The sequence below is a fragment of the Desulfoscipio gibsoniae DSM 7213 genome (assembly GCF_000233715.2).
GTDB classification, from domain to species: Bacteria; Bacillota; Desulfotomaculia; order Desulfotomaculales; family Desulfallaceae; genus Sporotomaculum; species Sporotomaculum gibsoniae.
This window is the reverse complement of record NC_021184.1, coordinates 716,853-733,555: the sequence shown is the minus strand read 5'-3', so window position 1 is coordinate 733,555 and position 16,703 is coordinate 716,853. Positions and strand designations below refer to the sequence as shown.

Genomic DNA, 16,703 nt, shown 5'->3' with positions numbered 1-16,703 from the left:
ACTGGTTAATAAACTTTACTGGAGGTATCAGTAATGCAATACCACTGGTTACAAAATGTAAAGAAGGCCATGGAACTTGAGTTGCAGGAGATATGCCTATTGGCACAGCTGGCGGAAAGACTGCCTACGGCCAACATGCGCATGCAGATAATTGAAAAAATCGCCGAAGAAGCGATTGAAGCCAATACCTGGAATTGTATCTACGCCTGCTTTGATTCCTCCCACGTGCCCGGGCACGGGTGCTACAATCAGGAAAGTACTCAGGAGAAGAAATAACGGCACGGCAGAAACGCTAACGAACCTGGTAATGACCGGTTGCGCATGAAAGAACAAATGTCACTTTTAAAATAGGCTCTCTCGAGATTTGGTGGGTTAAATGGAACACTATGTATATTTACATGGAACATTATGTATAAAAGGAGGTCAATAAAATGCCCTGGCATCATATTGTAAGGCAGATTATTGAAATCGAAAAGAAAGAAATTGCCCTGTACCAACAAATTGCTGCCGGCGCACCGACCCCGGCCTTGCGGGATATGATATGCGGGATGGTAGAACATGAACAACAGGAGCTATATTGGTGGCAGCAGTTTCTGCAGAACGATTGTGTCATGCCTGGTCCCGCTGGCGGCTACCAACCAGGCCCCGATTACTGTCCTCCCGGCGGCGGTTATAAGCCTGGCATCGACTGTCCGCCAGGTTATTACCCACCCGGCTACCCCCACCCACCCAAAGGCTGGGCTAGCACTCCATATACACAGGAAAAAGTAAGTAATGACCAAGGTAAAGTAGAAAAACAATCAATTGCTAAAACTGATGACGATAAAGAATAACCTAGTATAAATAGTTCACTAACTAACTTAGCCCAAAGCCCTCATAAGCAAGGGGGCGACGAAGCGAGGGGATGTTTCACCCCCTCGTTTCTTTGTTATGCCTTCCTACCCAGGTGAAGCAAGAGAACTGTCCCCCTGCTTCCTTTCCCCGAAGAAGGCAGAAGAACCGCCCTCTCCCGCGCTTGTTAGAAAATCCTCAAAGGAATTTTGTTAAAAAATAAAAAAATTATTCCATAAGCAAGGAAATATTAGCTAATATGTTGAAATAAAACATTGTTTAATATTAGTTAACAGAAAGGAGGGTAATCCATTGGAAATAATACCAACCGGGATAAGTGGCTTTGATGAGCTTGTGCACGGCGGAATTGTACGTGGAAATTCCGTCCTGGTTGAAGGGATTCCCGGTGCAGGTAAAACCACCTTTGGCATAGAGTTTGTCTATCGAGGCATAACCGAGTTTAATGAGCCAGGGGTAATTGTTACCTGCGAGGAATTACCCGAATCTATATATCGTGATGCTCTTAACTTTGGCTGGGACCTCCGTGCTTTAGAAGAGGCCAACAAGCTGCGTATTCTGTGTACATCTCCGGAAGTTTTGCAAGATGCGGAGGTTAACCTCATTGAGGAGGTCGTTCGCGAGGTTGGTGCCAGGCGAATCCTGGTAGATAGTATCAGTCATTTTCGGAATGTTCTAAACGACCCACTCTCACTGCGCAATGCGGTGTATAGTTTCTGCAACGGGCTGCGCCGTTTAGGCTTGACGTCCTTTTTAGTTAAAGAACGGGAAGGTGAGGGACAAAGGGAATATGCCTTTGAGGAATATGTAGTGGATGCTGTAATTCGCCTGGAAAACAAAGAAACACCGGGTCTACATCGCCTCCGCGTGCTGGAGATTTGCAAAACACGGGGACAGGAACATTTTTCGGGTAAACACACCTTTCGTATTACTGACACAGGGATCAAGGTTTTTGCCCTGGAAGGAATAGCAAATGTTTACAGTGAGGTAAAAGAAGAGAATAATCAGCTACATACAGGCGTACCCGGGCTGGATGATTTATTACGGGGTGGGCTCCCCCGGGGCGCCAGCGTGGCTATAGCCGGCGGGTCCGGAACCGGTAAAACCGTATTAGGCCTCCAGTACCTTATAAAAGGAGCCCTGGATTACGGCGAAAGAGGGATTTTTTTATCCTTTGAGGAAACTACGTCGCAGTTATTAGCCAACGCTCGTCATTTTAACTGGGATCTGCACGATCTTCAGAAACAAGAATTAATCAAGCTTATATACATGCCTCTTTCAGAAATGGAAATTGACGAGACCATTATCGGGCTGAGTGAGCAAGTAAAAGCTTTTGGCGCTCAACGTCTGGTACTGGATTCCATTTACGCCTTCCTTTTACGTATAGATAATATTGCTGTTCTCCATGAGAAAATTTATTACCTTGTCTCTCATCTTGACAAGCTTAACTGTACCACTTTATTAGTTAGTCCCGCCTGGGAAATGGGAGGCGACGGGAAATTGGAATTACTCCATTCGGTAGTCCAGGGCACCATATTGCTCAAATCAATTATGCTGCAAAACCGCCGGATCAGGCAGTTGGAACTTTATAAAATGCGGGGAGTTAACCATGTCATGGGTAACCATCTGCTTGAAATCACCGCTTCGGGTGTACAAGTGTTCCCCCGGTTAGGAGGATAAACTTTTATGCATAGAGCCTATTTTGGGATTGAAGGTTTGGACCGTAACCTGGAGCAAGGGCTAACGTATGGCTCCCAGATTATGGTAGAAGGCAATTCCGGCGTAGGGAAAACCGTACTGGCGGGAGAATTTATCAAAGAAGGGCTGCGCTGCGGCGATACCTGCGTCTATGTAGCCTGTGATGAACCTCCCGAGGTAATGCGTGAGCACCTGTTGAGCTTTAAAGTGGGGACGACTGCCTACGAAGAAACAGGCAGGCTGGTTTTTATAGATGCTTATGAAGAGGACGAAAGTACGGAAAAATATGCCCTTAACGACCTTCGTAACCTTGAGAAGTATTTTGCTCTGGAAACGGAAGTACTGCGCGGCTATGGCAATCGCAGGGTAAGGTTAGTAGTAGATAGTTTAAGCACCCTGTTAACTAATTTAGATATTACCGATATTTTAGATTTTCATCGGACCCGGATCAAACAGCTTCGCAAAAAAGGAATACTGACCATGGACGTATTTGTGAGCGGAGTTTTAGAACCCAAGCTTATTACCATAACCGGCCATCTTTATAATTTTATCCTTAAGATGAGTTTCAGTAACTACAATCATAAACCTGTACGCCTGATGCAAATTGGCAAAGTAAAGAGTCAGCAATTTGCATCTTCCAATCACATGTTTACCATTAGTCCTATATACGGTATTTTGGTGTCTGCTGATATGGGGGTGTACGAATGAAAGATAACGATTTTTCCATGAAAATGATCAATTATATGTATTTGGGTATATCCAGGATAATGAACCAAGTTCCCTTCAGCGGTCGCCACTGGATGGAACAGTATGTAATCGGGATAGCTCAATATTTCATCGACGAATATTGGAATAATCCAAAGTTAGAATCCCAAAAGCCTATAGAAATTTGTCGAGTCTTCCATAAAATCCTGGAACGTAATGGTTATATACAAACTAGTGATTACCGTCTGGGGGAATCGGGAGATAACCTGTTGGTATCTATTAAAAGAAAAAATTGCAATTACCAGGATTTCTCACTACGTGCCAAGGAGGAAGGCTTAACCTACAACTATTGTATACATCTCGTTGCTATGCAAGCCATTTTGCACCATGTACTTGGTGAGAATTACTCCACTTCAATAAAGATGGCTGATGATGGATTTTGTTATGGGAAAATCTTTCCCACTACAAAGCCAAGGGAGGAAATAGTTACCAGGGAAAAACATGTCTTAAAGATCGCCGACCGGAGGGCAATCCTTCTCCCCCAGGAAACGTATGCCTCCCTGCTGGCCTCAGTCAAGGAGCACGCCCCTCATGTTTTAAAACACGTGCTTTATGATGCCGGGTACCAGTCGGGACTCAGCCTTGCCCGCAAGACCATTGCTTTATATCCCGACCCGCATGAATGTTTGCAAGTGCTGTTGGACGAGATACAAAATCAAGGGTTGGGAAACGTAGAACTGGTTTCCGTAAGTCCGTCCCGCACCAGAGCAATAATCCGGTGTTATGATTCTTTTCAGGTAGCCATAACAAATGAATATGGGCATCTTTATCGTACTCCGCAAGTGATTTGTGATCTACTGCGGGGATTCTTTGCTGCGTACCTCAGCGTTTTATTCGAAAAGGAGATTATTTGTGAAGAAATGGCCTGCCAATCGATGGGGGCTAAATACTGCGAATTCCTCGCCTTGCCACTTCCGAAACAATTACCAGGGGGGGAGGAAGCATTGTGGTCCCCAAAATAAATGAAGAGCTGGACTCAATTCTACAAAGTGTTATCCGGATTGAGTTACTCGCTTTTTTTCAGGCCAATCCGCATACGCGGGATACGGTAGAAGGTTTGGCCACCCGTTTGCACCGCCCCCAGCACCAGGTAAAAATAGCTCTCAATGCCCTTAGCGCACTTGGAATACTGGAAATAGCCGGCACTCCAAAGATAACTATTTACCGCCTGTGCAACGGCGACCTAATTACCAATTACTTCAAAAATCCCCAAGGCCTTACAAAACCACTTTTGCGGTAACTTGGGGATAGCCTATTAGCTGAGGGAGGTTTAACGATGGCAGAATTATCGGAGAATTGGTTTCGTCTGGCAATAGATCACTTACACTTAGGAATATTAATTATCGATCGAGAAGGCCGGATCTGCGTTTTCAACCGGGCATTGTCCAGGATAACCGGTTTAAAAGAAAATGATGTTCTAGACCGTCCACTGCTTGCGATTTTGGATGGACAGAAACATAGCCGCAATAAATTGCTGCAAACTATCAGTACAGGGAAAGAATTTGAAGACCTTAACCCTAAGACTGTGCTACCTATCACAGGCTCTATTGCTTGCATAGCAAGTACTCATGTCATCAGAGACAAGAGCGGTGTCACGACGGGTGCCCTGGCCGTATTTATGCCGGCGGGGCGACAGCAGGAATTGGAAGATGCAGTTATTAAAGCTGAAAAGCTGGCTATTTTGGGACAAATGGCTGCGGGTATGGTGCATGAAATTCGCAACCCGCTCACGGCCATTAGTGGTTTTCTGCAATTATTGCAGAAATATTTAAAGGGAACCCCCAAAGAAGAATATGTCACCTTAACATTGAATGAGTTAAAACATGTTAATAGCTTGATCTCAGATTTTTTAAAGCTGTCCAAGCCTGGTTTTTCCAAACGCACCCAGTGTTCCATTTCTAAAATCATCACCGATGTGGTTATGTTAGTAGAAAGTGAGGCATTTCTTCGCAAGCTGGATATTAACGTGGACATAGCAACAGACATTCCGGCCATTGTTGGAGATAGTGATCAATTAAAACAAGTTTTCCTAAACATCTTTAAAAACGCTTTTGATGCTCTCCCCCATGGCGGCAAGATTTCATTGCAAACTTCGTGGGACAGACATCAAGAATGCGTTCAAGTTATTATCAAAGATACAGGGACAGGTATGGATGAGCAAACCATAGCCAGTATTTTTGACCCCTTTTTTACCACCAAGGAAAGTGGCACCGGGCTTGGGATGTTCATTATTAAAAAAATTATCGATAATCATGGTGGCCGTATTGAGGTCCAAAGTGAGCAGGAAAAGGGCACTACTGTGACAGTACTTTTGCCGGTGGGCGAGTAGGAACATTATCTTACTGCATCACCGGTCATAGAACTTTTACAAAGGCAAGGCAAGGCAAGAACCACCCCCACTTGCCCACTTGCCTTCCCACCTACCTTGCCAACTAAAGTCCCCCATTCACCTCTTTCCTCACCATAAGCTTTTATTGATGCCACAGATTATTCCCTAAGTTAATTATTATACATAATTAAAGAAACTTTCCCGGGTCAAAAAACGTCTATTTATTGGAGAAATATACGACGGAGGTTAATGTATGATATTCAGGAAATTTTGTGCCGCATTAACACTAACTGCCCTGCTGGCGGCCCCCTCCCTGTGTCAGGCCGACACCACTGCAGACGCCGGGGAAACAACCACATCTCAAAAGGTGGTCTTAACCCTGGGCAGCAGCACAGCGCTGCTGAACGATATCCCTTACCAACTGGAGATACCGCCTGAAGTAGTGGAGGGAACAACGTTTTTGCCCATCCGCTTCGTGGCGGAGCAGGCCCTGGGCGCGGCGGTTCAATGGGACCCGGAAACTAGAATAGTACAAATAACCAGAGGTGAGATACAGGTTAAGCTGTCTCTGGAAACAGGACAAGCCCTAATCGATGAACAGGAAGTGGAAATCAGTAAACCACCCTTTGTAAAAGACGGGCGTACCCTGGTACCGCTGCGTTTCCTGGCGGAAAACCTTAATGTACAAATTGACTACCATCCCACGGAAAAAACGATTACCATCATTAACATCAATGGAGAACCGGAGCCCGTCAATCTACCACCGGTGATTACCTCTCTGGGGCTTCAAAGTGATGTTATTAAAATCGGGGAAGAAGCCAGCTACCATTTCACATATGACAACGAACCCGGGGAAAGTATCACTGCCCGGGAGTGGAGTTATCAATTTACGGGTGACACCCAGGTTAAAACGGGCCAACCCCGGGCTTTCTTCCGGCCCGGTGATTATATTTTATCTTTGCGCATCCAGGACGCTGCAGGAAACTGGAGCGAAATCGCCACCACAAGCTTTACTGTGTCACACGAGAAGCTGATGAGCGAAATGGCCTTCAAGTTCTCCAAGCCCATTTTCGGTGAATTATATGAGAACCTGGAGAACGTTAATTTTCATAATTTCACCGCCAATGAAAACGTCACCTTTGAGCGCACCGGACCGGTGCTGCATATGAGCAACAGCCCCGAGGTGGTATCCCGGCCCGGTATTCTTTACCAAAGTGAAGCATCCGGCAGTTTCAGGTTTTTCTACCATCACCTGAACGGTGCCGCCGAAAGGCAGTACCTCTATATAATTGCTGAAAACGATAACCCTTACCCGGTAACCTTAAAAACTCTGAGGTCCGGAGTAGGTGGTCCCGTAACCGATTACATGAACCTGGGGCAGGTAGTGTCCATGAGATACCTAACTTCCCAGCCCTCCCCCGCTGTCACCATCAAACCCGGGGAAAAGATCATCTTAAACCAGGGCCTGCGGCACCTGAATAAAGGGGAAGCAGTTACGGGCATGCAGGACTTTCAGGTAGACGGCACTATTACCCTTAGTGTGGTTATGGGCCCGGAAAAAGCGCCGGAGCCTGAGCCGGAACCGGATCCCGAAACCGAACTTGTCCCTGAAGCTGGACTTGATCCTGAACAAAATCCAGCCGATACCCCGGCACAAAATGGGTCAACAGCATCCGGTGATACACAGCAGGGCGATGCGGGATTAAATTCCAATAATGCCGATGGATCCAACCCGGCCGACGACACAACTGGCTTTAAACAGTCCGCTTCGGGAACAACTCCCAACACCGCCAACGGTTCTGATGCAGAAACAGGAACAGATACCGACAGCGGGTCCACCCCGGAACCTGATGAGGACGAAACCAGCAAGCCAGTCCCGGTAAAGACTCCGGAGCAAATACTAAAGGAAAAAATTGAATACCTGTTATCCCTGCCCGCGCTGCCCCGTCACCCGCAGCAGGTTAGGGGCGTTTTCCCCACTGCTGATTGCGTGGTGAACATACAGGCAAACGGGGAGATTAACGAAAAAGTCACCCTGGGCAAGGAAGACCCCGGCTTTGACAGCTGGGTGGAAGGTGTAGACCCGCTTACCGGGGAGACCATCAAAAGCTTTGGCAATTACGGCGTGATTTACCGGGTTAAGTTGACTGCCCCGGATAAAACCGGCGTTATGTTAAATCCCCGGGGCAGCATATTTAAAGCAGCTTTTCAAGGCTTTAACGGCCAGGTTTACAAAGCCCCGGAAACCGGCCACTTCGTCGGCCTGCAAAAAGCCGCCATACTGGGGGTACTGGAGGCAGGACGAACTGCAGAATTTATCTATACCCCCCCCAGCGGCTCAGACACCCCGCTGATTATCGCCCTGATACCGGAGAAGTTCTGGGAAACATCGGGACAATAAACATAGACGCTGTCCACGGTACCAATTGAAGTCAGTGGATATAAAGCACCCGCAATAATAAACACAGACGCGCAGGCCTTATATAGGGCACCGCGCGCCTGTTTTTTATTCTAAGCACAGGGAGACAAGGGGGAGACAAGGGGACGTTTCGTTTGTCTCATCTTAAACCTTTCGCTGAGCTTAGAACGACAACGGAAAGCCTGTAATGCTTGCCCGTAACGCCCGCCAACATACTGACAAAAAATACTTGCTAACATCGTTTGAACCTATATAATTTAGGCAGGCGTTTTTTTAAATAATTGTTTAAATATAAGATTTTAAAGGTTTAATTAAGAACAATAACATTAAGACTAAATAAAAACAAGGAGTGGAGCATAATGCCAAGATTACCTGTACTACCTTTGGAAAAAATGCCGGAAAAAACCCGCAACATGGTCACAGGGGGAAAATCAGAACTCAGCGGTTTAAATATCAACAGAATGGTGGCCCATGCCGAAAAAAGCGCCCGGCATTTTATGAGGCTGGGCAATTCCTTGCTTACCCAGGCCATGCTGGACGCCCGGCTGCGGGAGCTGTCCATCCTGAGGGTGGCCACCCTCTGCCGTTCCCATTACGAATGGTACCAGCATGAAATACTGGCCAAACAGGTGGGCGTGCCTGAGGAACAAATCGCTGCGGTGCAAACCGACCCGGCCAGCCCGGTATTCAACGACCTGGAAAAAGCAGTGCTGCGATACACCGACGAGGTAACCCAGAACGTAAAATCCACTGACGAAACCTTTAATGAACTGGCCCAAACTCTCAGCCACCGGGAACTGGTGGAGCTCACCATGACCATAGGTTTTTATAACCTGGTGGCCCGCATTTTAGAGAACACCGAGGTGGAAATAGAAAACTAACGGCGCGGCGCTCCACCCAGGAAGCAGGGGGACGGTTCTCTTCCCCTGGCGGCATTACTGCACTGGCAATAATGGGCATGCAAGAACTGTTCCCACTTCCCCATTATTTTTTGATATAATAAGTTGATTAATTTCAACCGCTAGAGACTTGTATACTTAGACATTCTAAGCAGGAGGAAAAATATGCCCAAAAGGACCGACATCAACAAAATCCTTATCATTGGTTCAGGCCCTATTATTATTGGACAGGCCTGTGAATTTGACTATTCCGGAACCCAGGCCTGCAAAGCACTGCACAAATTAGGCTATCAGATCGTGCTGGTTAACTCCAACCCGGCCACCATTATGACCGATCCGGAAATCGCAGATATCATCTACATTGAGCCGCTGAACATCAAAAGCCTGACCAGCATCATCGCCAAAGAGCGGCCTGATGCATTACTGCCCAATTTAGGCGGCCAATCGGCACTGAACCTGTGCTCGGAGCTGGACAAGGCCGGTGTTTTAGAACAATACGGCGTCAAGGTAATCGGTGTGCAGATAGACGCCATTGAACGCGGCGAGGACCGCATTGCTTTCAAAGAAACAATGAACCGGCTGGGCATTGAAATGCCCCGCAGCAAGCCGGCCTTCAGCGTAGAAGAAGCCGAACAAATCGCCCAGGAACTGGGCTACCCGGTGGTGATCCGCCCGGCCTACACCATGGGGGGCACCGGCGGCGGCCTGGTTTATAATGTTGAAGAGCTGAGGACCGTGGCCAACCGTGGCATCACCGCGAGCCTGGTGGGACAAGTACTGGTGGAAGAATCGGTGCTTGGTTGGGAAGAGCTGGAACTGGAAGTTGTCCGGGACGCCAAAAACCAAATGCTCACCGTTTGTTTCATTGAAAATATCGACGCCATGGGCGTGCATACCGGCGACTCCTTCTGCACGGCCCCCATGCTGACCATCAGCCAGGAACTGCAGCAACGCCTGCAAAAATACGCCTATGACATTGTGGAAGCCATCGAAGTAATCGGCGGCACCAATGTACAGTTTGCTCATGACCCCAAGACCGGCCGGGTGGTGATTATTGAAATCAATCCACGCACCTCCCGCTCGTCCGCCCTGGCCTCCAAGGCCACCGGCTTCCCCATCGCCCTGATTTCTGCCATGCTGGCCGCAGGCCTGACCCTGGACGAAATTCCCTACTGGCGGGAAGGCACTTTGGACAAATACACCCCCTCGGGTGATTACGTGGTGGTCAAGTTTGCCCGCTGGGCCTTTGAAAAATTCCCCGGCTCCCAGGACAAACTGGGCACCCAGATGCGGGCCGTGGGTGAAGTGATGAGTATCGGTAAAAACTATAAAGAAGCCCTACAAAAAGCCATCCGTTCCCTGGAAACCGGCCGCTACGGACTGGGCTTTGCCAAAGAATTCAACCAGCGCTCCCTGGAAGAACTTATGCTGCTGCTGGCCGAGCCAACCAGTGAACGCCAGTTTATCATGTATGAAGCACTGCGCAAAGGCGCGAATGTCGACCAGCTGTACCGGCTAACCCATATCAAACCATGGTTTATCCGTCAAATGCAGGAACTTGTTCAACTGGAAGAAGAGATCCTCAAGCACAAGCAAGGTCAACTGCCGGACGAGCTGCTGATTCAGGCTAAAAAGGACGGTTTTTCCGACCGCTACTTGGCCATGCTGCTAGACCTGCCGGAAAAAGAAATCCGCCGGCACAGAACCGCCCTGGGAGTTGTGGAAGGCTGGGAGCCTGTCCCGGTAAGCGGTGTGGAAAACGCGGCTTACTATTTCTCCACCTACAACGCCCCGGACCAAACCACCGCCAGCGACCGCCAGAAAGTAATGATCCTGGGGGGAGGTCCCAACCGCATCGGCCAGGGCATTGAATTTGACTACTGCTGCGTACACGCGGCCTTTGCCCTGCGGGATATGGGCTTTGAGACAGTAATTGTCAACTGCAACCCGGAAACTGTTTCCACCGACTATGACACATCCGACAAGCTGTACTTTGAACCACTGACCGTGGAAGATGTGCTGAGCATATATGAAAAAGAAAAGCCACTGGGGGTTATCGTCCAGTTCGGAGGACAAACTCCATTAAACATTGCCAATGAACTGGCAGAAGCCGGGGTGAAAATTTTCGGCACCACCCCCGATACCATAGACCTGGCCGAAGACCGCGACCTTTTCCGCCAGATCATGGATAAACTGGACATCCCCATGCCCGAATCCGGCATGGCGGTTAACCTGGAGGAAGCCCTGGCCATAGCCAACCGGATCGGCTATCCGTTGATGGTGCGCCCTTCCTATGTGCTGGGCGGCCGCGGCATGGAAGTTGTGTACGATGAGGAAATGCTCCGCCAGTACCTGGCCGCCGCTGTGGGGGTTACCCCGGAAAGACCCATCCTCATCGACAGATTCCTGAACAACGCCATCGAAGCGGAAGCCGACGCCATCGCCAACGGCACCGAAGCATTTGTGCCCACGGTGATGCAGCATATCGAACTGGCCGGCATTCACTCCGGGGACTCGGCCTGCGTGATTCCGCCAGTCAGCATTCCGGACAAACACATTGCCACCATTGTTGAATATACCAAAAAGATAGCCAGGGAACTCCATGTAGTGGGCCTGATGAATATGCAGTATGCCATCGCCGACGACAAAGTCTATGTCCTGGAGGCAAACCCCAGGGCATCCCGGACCGTGCCCCTGGTGTCCAAAGTGTGCAACATCCGGATGGCCCGGATCGCCACTGAAATTATGCTGGCGGAGCAAACGGGTAAAGATTCCCCGTTCAAGGCACCGGCCTCCAAAAACATCCCCCATTTCGGCGTAAAGGAAGCGGTGTTCCCCTTTAACATGTTCCAGGAAGTTGACCCGCTGCTGGGACCCGAAATGCGCTCCACCGGAGAAGTGCTAGGCATCGCCGACTCGTTCGAGCTGGCCTATTACAAGGCCCAGGAAGCCACCCAGTCCCCGCTGCCCGTATCCGGCACCGTGCTAATCAGCGTGACCGATCAGGATAAACCGGCCGCACTGGAAACGGCCAGCGTGTTTAGTAAAATGGGCTTCAGAATAAAAGCCACGGAAGGAACCCATAATTACCTTAAAGAAAACGGGATCGAATCCGAGAAGATTAAAAAGCTATTTGAAGGACGCCCTAACATCACCGACGGCATCACCAACAAAGAGATCAACCTGGTAATCAACACCCCGTCCGGCAAACGCAGCCAACATGATGACTCTTATATTCGCAAGACCGCCATCAAACACAAAGTACCGTACATCACCACCATGGCAGCCGCCCTGGCCAGCGCCAGAGGCATCGCAGCCTATAAGGAAAACAACACCCAGGAAGCCGGTTTAAAATCGCTGCAAGAATACCACAGTGACATCACCGACAACCGCTAGGAAGCAGGGGGACCATCCCCCTGCTTCCTAAAACTCAACTATAGTACCGGCACAGTTGAAAAAGAAATCGCTGCCAAACTCCCTGGCCAGCATCGCCGCCGCCGGAAGCCCGGTACAATGCGACACGCCCAGTTTTTCCACGCCCAGCTCTCGCAGCGCGGCAGCCGTCTGATTAATCCGCTCTTCACCTGCACGCAGCAAGTGGGTGCCCCCCACCACGGCATGCACCCGGTCCACACCAGTTATGGTTTTGGCGTGAAGAATAGTATTTATGGCGCCCCGGTGGGCACAGCCCAGCACCACCACCAGGCCGCGCTCCGACTTGATGATCAATGCCTGATCATCCAAAAAGGGATCGGTAACATAACCCTTTTCCGTTTTTACGCACAGGTTGTCTTCAATGGACTCAAAAGGCGCAACCATAGGCACCTCGCCGGTGGTAACCATGTAGTCATTAAGCCAGACCGGAGCCCTGTCGTATTTAAAATCGGCCCCCAGGCTCTCCAGCGTTTCAGGGCGCTGCTGGATGCCGATAAAATGATAACTAGTATCCCCGCCCCAGGGCTGCCTAGAAGACGAATATTTTTGATCCCATACGTCCGGGTGAGCGTATACCGGTATTTTTTTACCCATCCTTTGCAGCAAAGGGGTCAGACCCCCGGTATGGTCCAGGTGGCCGTGACTGAGCACTATTTTATCCACCCCACCCAGGTCAATACCCATCAGATCAGCATTTTTCACCACCGCATCGCCCATACCGGCATCCAGCAGCACCTTTGCTCCCCGGTACTCCGCCAGTATGGAAAGGCCCCATTCTGCGATAAGGCCCGTACCCCCCGTCGTGTTGTCGCATAATGTGGTCAGGCGCACTTTCATCTGATCACCCCGTCTTTCCGGCCCATTTAGCCGTGTTTTTTAACTTAAGTTTATTATAACTTAAGTGAGGGAAAATGTGGGATTAAATTAGGAAGCAGGGGAACCGTCCCCTGCTTCCTAATAATCTCTATTAAAAAATCATTTTCCCCATGATATGTTCAAGGGGTATAAAACCTATTGCCCTGCTGTCATAGCTATAATTACGGTTGTCTCCCATAACAAAAACATGATTTTCGGGAACAACCCACTTCATTTCTGAAGAATGATTCATGGTCTCCTTGATGTAAGGCTCACTTAGCTCCACACCGTTTCGATAAAATCTATCATCTTTAAACTCTATAACGTCTCCAGGTGTTCCGATGACCCTCTTTACATAGTAAATATTATCTTTTTTTCCCAATATAAATTCAAAAGCGGGAAACTCCATAATATCATCTTTAAGGGAACGATTTCGGTTAATCCGGCTATCGATGATAACGATATCCCCATATTCCGGTATGCAAGAAAAAGTGCGCTGAAGTTTAGACACGTATATCCGCTCCTGGTCGTGCAAAGTTGGGTCCATAGAATGCCCTTCAACCTTGTAGGGCTGGAATATAAACACGCTTATGAATAAAGTGATCACAAAAGCCATTCCACAAGTACTCATCCAGCCCCAAATTTTTGTTAGCATTTTCATTGAAAAGACAACCTTTCAGAGATTTTTTGTGTGGCCTGAAAATGGCCGGGCGATCTTAATGAGAACTCCCTTCTATGTTGCTCAGTTGTCCTGTATCCATTTTTTGACCGGCATCTCTTTCTTCGGCCAAGCCACACACCTTTCCGGTGCTCTCATACCTGTATTATACCAGATTCAAAGCCGGCGAAATACCCTGTTGGGTATATTATGCTATAGGTTGTAATAATAATATTTTGGTTAAAGGCTTTAGCGGGTAGGCTTTAGCTAGGTTGGCTTGATTATGTTTGGGTAACCGATCCGGCAACGCATCCTATTATCCAGATATCGCATTTAGTTTAGTTTAAGAAAGTTTAAGCCTGACCCCTAACCGGCCATTTCCAAAATAGGCCTTATCCTCCCCGCTTACCGATTCAACGCAATTTTTATAGAGCATTTCCGCCACCTTGGATGGTTCAGTTATGCCATATTGGTCAATTATCAAGGCAGCAACGGCAGATACTTTGGGCACCGCCATGGATGTACCCACGTTGTAAAAATAACCGCCTTGATGATCTGTACTTAAACAAAACTCATTTTTATAGAGTTCCTGCTTATAGTATTCATCAAGTTTACCACTCAGCTCATACTCAAGCAGCTTGGTTATGTTACCACCCGGGGCGGCAATATCAATGAAACCCAGCCCGAAATTAGAGTATAGAGCTAATGAATCATCAGGTCCTGTTGCGGATACCGTCACCACACCGGGAATCGTACCGGGCACTTGAAATACTGCCCCCACAAAACTTAAACCAGTGCCGGCGTATGCAGAGTTCAGGTAATCGGTCACATTACCCTTCGCCGTCATGTTCAAGCCTTCATTACCGGCTGCTACGACCACTAAACTGCCTTTTTTCACTGCGTATTGGATAGCTCTTTTAAAAGCCGCGAAATCGGCAACATCATTTCCCAATGCCACCTTATCACCCGTTAGCGGGTCGGTGTAAAAGACCTGGCCCATGATACTAAAACCACTGAGGCTGGTTGAAATAACATCGACATCATCATTTGCCGCGGCAATAATAGCGGCAGCAACCCAGGACGTCTCTGCGCTGGATTCCCCAAATATACGGTAAGCACGGATCCCCACGTCCGGTGCTATACCTTGCATCCTTCCATTTGCTGCAATAGTGCCGGCAATGTGACTGCCATGGCCCATTTTATCATCAAATGCATTGATAGCACCTGTTTCACCTGACTCCTCACCATTGAATCCACCCGCGGGGACAAAATTCTTTGAGCCCGGCAGCAGGTTGGCCTTCAAATCAGAATGGTCACGGTCAATGCCACTGTCAACAATACCCACTACAATGTCATGGGAACCGGTCCCCAAAGAATAACTTGTACCATTTTCAGTAACGCGTTTTATATCCCATTGCAGGTCCCATAAGGAAGATTTCTTTTTATTAAGAATTAAATCAGTTTTCATACCGTCATCTTTTAATTTATTTAAAGACCAGGAAATTGACGGGTTAATTAATTTTACCGATGCTAAGCCCTTCAGCTCTGCAAAGATATTATAATTTCCCTTTACCTGTGCGAATCCTATTTCAGGAACGGTATAAATAATTTCCCCTTCACAAGCTGCCACCTGAGCACTAAAATCACTGGGAATGGTATTTTCATTGAATAATATAGAGTAGCAGCAAGTACCTTCCTGAACACCCGCAAAAGCTATACCTGGTAAAATCATTGCAACTACAAAAGCCACCGCCAAAAGCAAGATATTTATTCTTTTCATCAAAGACCCTCCTTTGTTTGCTATATTTGTAATTATGAATTATTCTTTAAATAGCAACATTTTTCCTTTGAATACGTGAAGTAATTCAGAAAAAACGCCGGGAAGCAAGAGAACGTCCCCTTGCTTCCCTCACTTCCTCACGAATACCTCTATTCCCTGCCGCTTAAGCTTTTCAGCGTACTGTTCCGCCCGCTCCCGGGTGGAAAAGGCCCCCGCCTGGACGATCCACAGGCTTGAAGTTGGCGGCTGTTCATAATCGTCCGGCAATTGGGCTGCCACGCTCCGCACGGTTTTATCGTCACCAGGCACCGCCGGTGACGGGCGAGTCTGCAATTTTTCCCGCACCTCCGCCAGTGGAAAATATTTGCCGGGACAGGCCGTGGCCGCGCCCGGCACTTCCCGGTGACCCAGTATGTTGGCCAGTGGAATGTGGTACTGCTTGATGAGCCGGCCAAGTAATTCTATTAACGCCTCAACCTGCTCCGGCCGGGGCGGGTGCTCCTCCAGATTACCAATGAGCGCAATGCCAAGGCTTTTAGTGTTCATGCAGCCTGCAATACAGTGAGCCCCGGGCTGATCCGGAGATCGGCCCGGAGCCACCAGGCCACTTCGCTCAATAACAAAGTGGTAACCGATATCCTGCCAGCCCAAGCTTTTGTGGTAACGCCTGATCTGGGAGGTGTCCTTTTCCTCTGCGCCGGTGTGGTGGATAATCAGGTACTCCCGGCTCATTGCCAGCCACCTTCGACCAGCTGCCGTGCATCTTCATAATCAACGCCGCCCTGGCGAGCCACCACTATGGTCAGCAGGGTGATGGATTTCTGCAGCTCCTTGATCAGCGGCTCCAGCCGCACCAGGAGGTATCCGGCCACCACCATGGGAAAACCGTAATTCGCCGCCAGTTTCATCATTTCTTCCATAGGATGCACTCCTTTGTTTATTAACTGCTGTTAAATGCAGAGTTTGTGTACCATACGATTTTAGTTTTCTTATACGCTCTTTTTACCAGCTGCCAT

Annotated in this window: 15 protein-coding genes; 10 read left to right on the top strand and 5 right to left on the bottom strand. The window is 48.5% G+C overall.

Annotated elements, in window-relative coordinates; all coding sequences use genetic code 11:
* Positions 1 to 33 precede the first annotated feature (33 nt).
* The 10 genes from DESGI_RS03415 to carB all read left to right on the top strand — a co-directional run bounded on the left by DESGI_RS03415 (position 34) and on the right by carB (position 12,355).
* The gene (locus tag DESGI_RS03415; RefSeq protein WP_006520925.1) at positions 34 to 276 is read left to right on the top strand and encodes a hypothetical protein; all 243 of its coding nucleotides are present in this window, start codon (positions 34 to 36) and stop codon (positions 274 to 276) included.
* Positions 277 to 431: 155 nt separating this feature from the next.
* Positions 432 to 833 carry a ferritin-like domain-containing protein gene (locus DESGI_RS03410; protein ID WP_006520924.1) on the top strand — a complete coding sequence of 134 codons (402 nt, stop codon included), beginning with the start codon at positions 432 to 434 and terminating at the stop codon, positions 831 to 833.
* A gap of 310 nt (positions 834 to 1,143) precedes the next feature.
* A complete protein-coding gene (locus DESGI_RS03405) occupies positions 1,144 to 2,529 on the top strand; it encodes an ATPase domain-containing protein (RefSeq protein WP_006520923.1) in 1,386 nt (461 codons plus the stop codon).
* 6 nt (positions 2,530 to 2,535) lie between these two features.
* Positions 2,536 to 3,255, top strand: a complete 720-nt coding sequence (locus tag DESGI_RS03400) for an RAD55 family ATPase (protein WP_006520922.1) — start codon at positions 2,536 to 2,538, stop codon at positions 3,253 to 3,255.
* Positions 3,252 to 4,274 carry a V4R domain-containing protein gene (locus DESGI_RS03395; RefSeq protein WP_006520921.1) on the top strand — a complete coding sequence of 341 codons (1,023 nt, stop codon included), beginning with the start codon at positions 3,252 to 3,254 and terminating at the stop codon, positions 4,272 to 4,274. The genes DESGI_RS03400 and DESGI_RS03395 overlap by 4 nt, the downstream gene beginning before the upstream one ends.
* Positions 4,259 to 4,552 carry a hypothetical protein gene (locus DESGI_RS03390; protein WP_006520920.1) on the top strand — a complete coding sequence of 98 codons (294 nt, stop codon included), beginning with the start codon at positions 4,259 to 4,261 and terminating at the stop codon, positions 4,550 to 4,552. The genes DESGI_RS03395 and DESGI_RS03390 overlap by 16 nt, the downstream gene beginning before the upstream one ends.
* A 36-nt stretch (positions 4,553 to 4,588) precedes the next feature.
* Positions 4,589 to 5,641 carry a two-component system sensor histidine kinase NtrB gene (locus DESGI_RS03385; RefSeq protein WP_006520919.1) on the top strand — a complete coding sequence of 351 codons (1,053 nt, stop codon included), beginning with the start codon at positions 4,589 to 4,591 and terminating at the stop codon, positions 5,639 to 5,641.
* Positions 5,642 to 5,894: 253 nt separating this feature from the next.
* Positions 5,895 to 8,042 (top strand): copper amine oxidase N-terminal domain-containing protein, encoded by a 2,148-nt coding sequence (locus tag DESGI_RS03380; RefSeq protein WP_006520918.1) that lies wholly within the window; start codon positions 5,895 to 5,897, stop codon positions 8,040 to 8,042.
* 377 nt (positions 8,043 to 8,419) lie between these two features.
* Positions 8,420 to 8,941, top strand: coding sequence for a carboxymuconolactone decarboxylase family protein (locus tag DESGI_RS03375; protein ID WP_006520917.1), 522 nt, complete (start codon positions 8,420 to 8,422; stop codon positions 8,939 to 8,941).
* Between the two features lie 183 nt (positions 8,942 to 9,124).
* The gene (gene carB, locus DESGI_RS03370; protein ID WP_006520916.1) at positions 9,125 to 12,355 is read left to right on the top strand and encodes a carbamoyl-phosphate synthase large subunit; all 3,231 of its coding nucleotides are present in this window, start codon (positions 9,125 to 9,127) and stop codon (positions 12,353 to 12,355) included.
* A gap of 27 nt (positions 12,356 to 12,382) precedes the next feature.
* On the opposite strand, the gene DESGI_RS03365 is transcribed toward carB, so the two are convergent.
* The 5 genes from DESGI_RS03365 to DESGI_RS03345 form a co-directional block, all read right to left on the bottom strand.
* The gene (locus DESGI_RS03365) at positions 12,383 to 13,231 is read right to left on the bottom strand and encodes an MBL fold metallo-hydrolase (RefSeq protein ID WP_006520915.1); all 849 of its coding nucleotides are present in this window, start codon (positions 13,229 to 13,231) and stop codon (positions 12,383 to 12,385) included.
* Positions 13,232 to 13,361: 130 nt separating this feature from the next.
* A complete protein-coding gene (gene lepB, locus DESGI_RS03360) occupies positions 13,362 to 13,910 on the bottom strand; it encodes a signal peptidase I (protein WP_006520914.1) in 549 nt (182 codons plus the stop codon).
* A gap of 340 nt (positions 13,911 to 14,250) precedes the next feature.
* A complete protein-coding gene (locus tag DESGI_RS03355) occupies positions 14,251 to 15,687 on the bottom strand; it encodes a S8 family peptidase (protein WP_006520913.1) in 1,437 nt (478 codons plus the stop codon).
* A 129-nt stretch (positions 15,688 to 15,816) separates the two neighbouring features.
* The gene (locus tag DESGI_RS03350) at positions 15,817 to 16,419 is read right to left on the bottom strand and encodes an N-acetylmuramoyl-L-alanine amidase (RefSeq protein ID WP_006520912.1); all 603 of its coding nucleotides are present in this window, start codon (positions 16,417 to 16,419) and stop codon (positions 15,817 to 15,819) included.
* Positions 16,416 to 16,607 carry a YvrJ family protein gene (locus DESGI_RS03345; protein WP_006520911.1) on the bottom strand — a complete coding sequence of 64 codons (192 nt, stop codon included), beginning with the start codon at positions 16,605 to 16,607 and terminating at the stop codon, positions 16,416 to 16,418. The genes DESGI_RS03350 and DESGI_RS03345 overlap by 4 nt, the downstream gene beginning before the upstream one ends.
* Positions 16,608 to 16,703: the final 96 nt, after the last annotated feature.

Bases quoted from the DNA above. Each gene is read 5' to 3' on its own strand.
- DESGI_RS03350 (WP_006520912.1), bottom strand. From the start codon at position 16,419: ATGAGCCGGGAGTACCTGATTATCCACCACACCGGCGCAGAGGAAAAG.
- DESGI_RS03415 (WP_006520925.1), top strand. From the start codon at position 34: ATGCAATACCACTGGTTACAAAATGTAAAGAAGGCCATGGAACTTGAG.
- DESGI_RS03395 (WP_006520921.1), top strand. From the start codon at position 3,252: ATGAAAGATAACGATTTTTCCATGAAAATGATCAATTATATGTATTTG.
- carB (WP_006520916.1), top strand. From the start codon at position 9,125: ATGCCCAAAAGGACCGACATCAACAAAATCCTTATCATTGGTTCAGGC.
- lepB (WP_006520914.1), bottom strand. From the start codon at position 13,910: ATGAAAATGCTAACAAAAATTTGGGGCTGGATGAGTACTTGTGGAATG.
- DESGI_RS03375 (WP_006520917.1), top strand. From the start codon at position 8,420: ATGCCAAGATTACCTGTACTACCTTTGGAAAAAATGCCGGAAAAAACC.
- DESGI_RS03365 (WP_006520915.1), bottom strand. From the start codon at position 13,231: ATGAAAGTGCGCCTGACCACATTATGCGACAACACGACGGGGGGTACG.
- DESGI_RS03355 (WP_006520913.1), bottom strand. From the start codon at position 15,687: ATGAAAAGAATAAATATCTTGCTTTTGGCGGTGGCTTTTGTAGTTGCA.
- DESGI_RS03380 (WP_006520918.1), top strand. From the start codon at position 5,895: ATGATATTCAGGAAATTTTGTGCCGCATTAACACTAACTGCCCTGCTG.
- DESGI_RS03410 (WP_006520924.1), top strand. From the start codon at position 432: ATGCCCTGGCATCATATTGTAAGGCAGATTATTGAAATCGAAAAGAAA.
- DESGI_RS03400 (WP_006520922.1), top strand. From the start codon at position 2,536: ATGCATAGAGCCTATTTTGGGATTGAAGGTTTGGACCGTAACCTGGAG.
- DESGI_RS03345 (WP_006520911.1), bottom strand. From the start codon at position 16,607: ATGGAAGAAATGATGAAACTGGCGGCGAATTACGGTTTTCCCATGGTG.
- DESGI_RS03385 (WP_006520919.1), top strand. From the start codon at position 4,589: ATGGCAGAATTATCGGAGAATTGGTTTCGTCTGGCAATAGATCACTTA.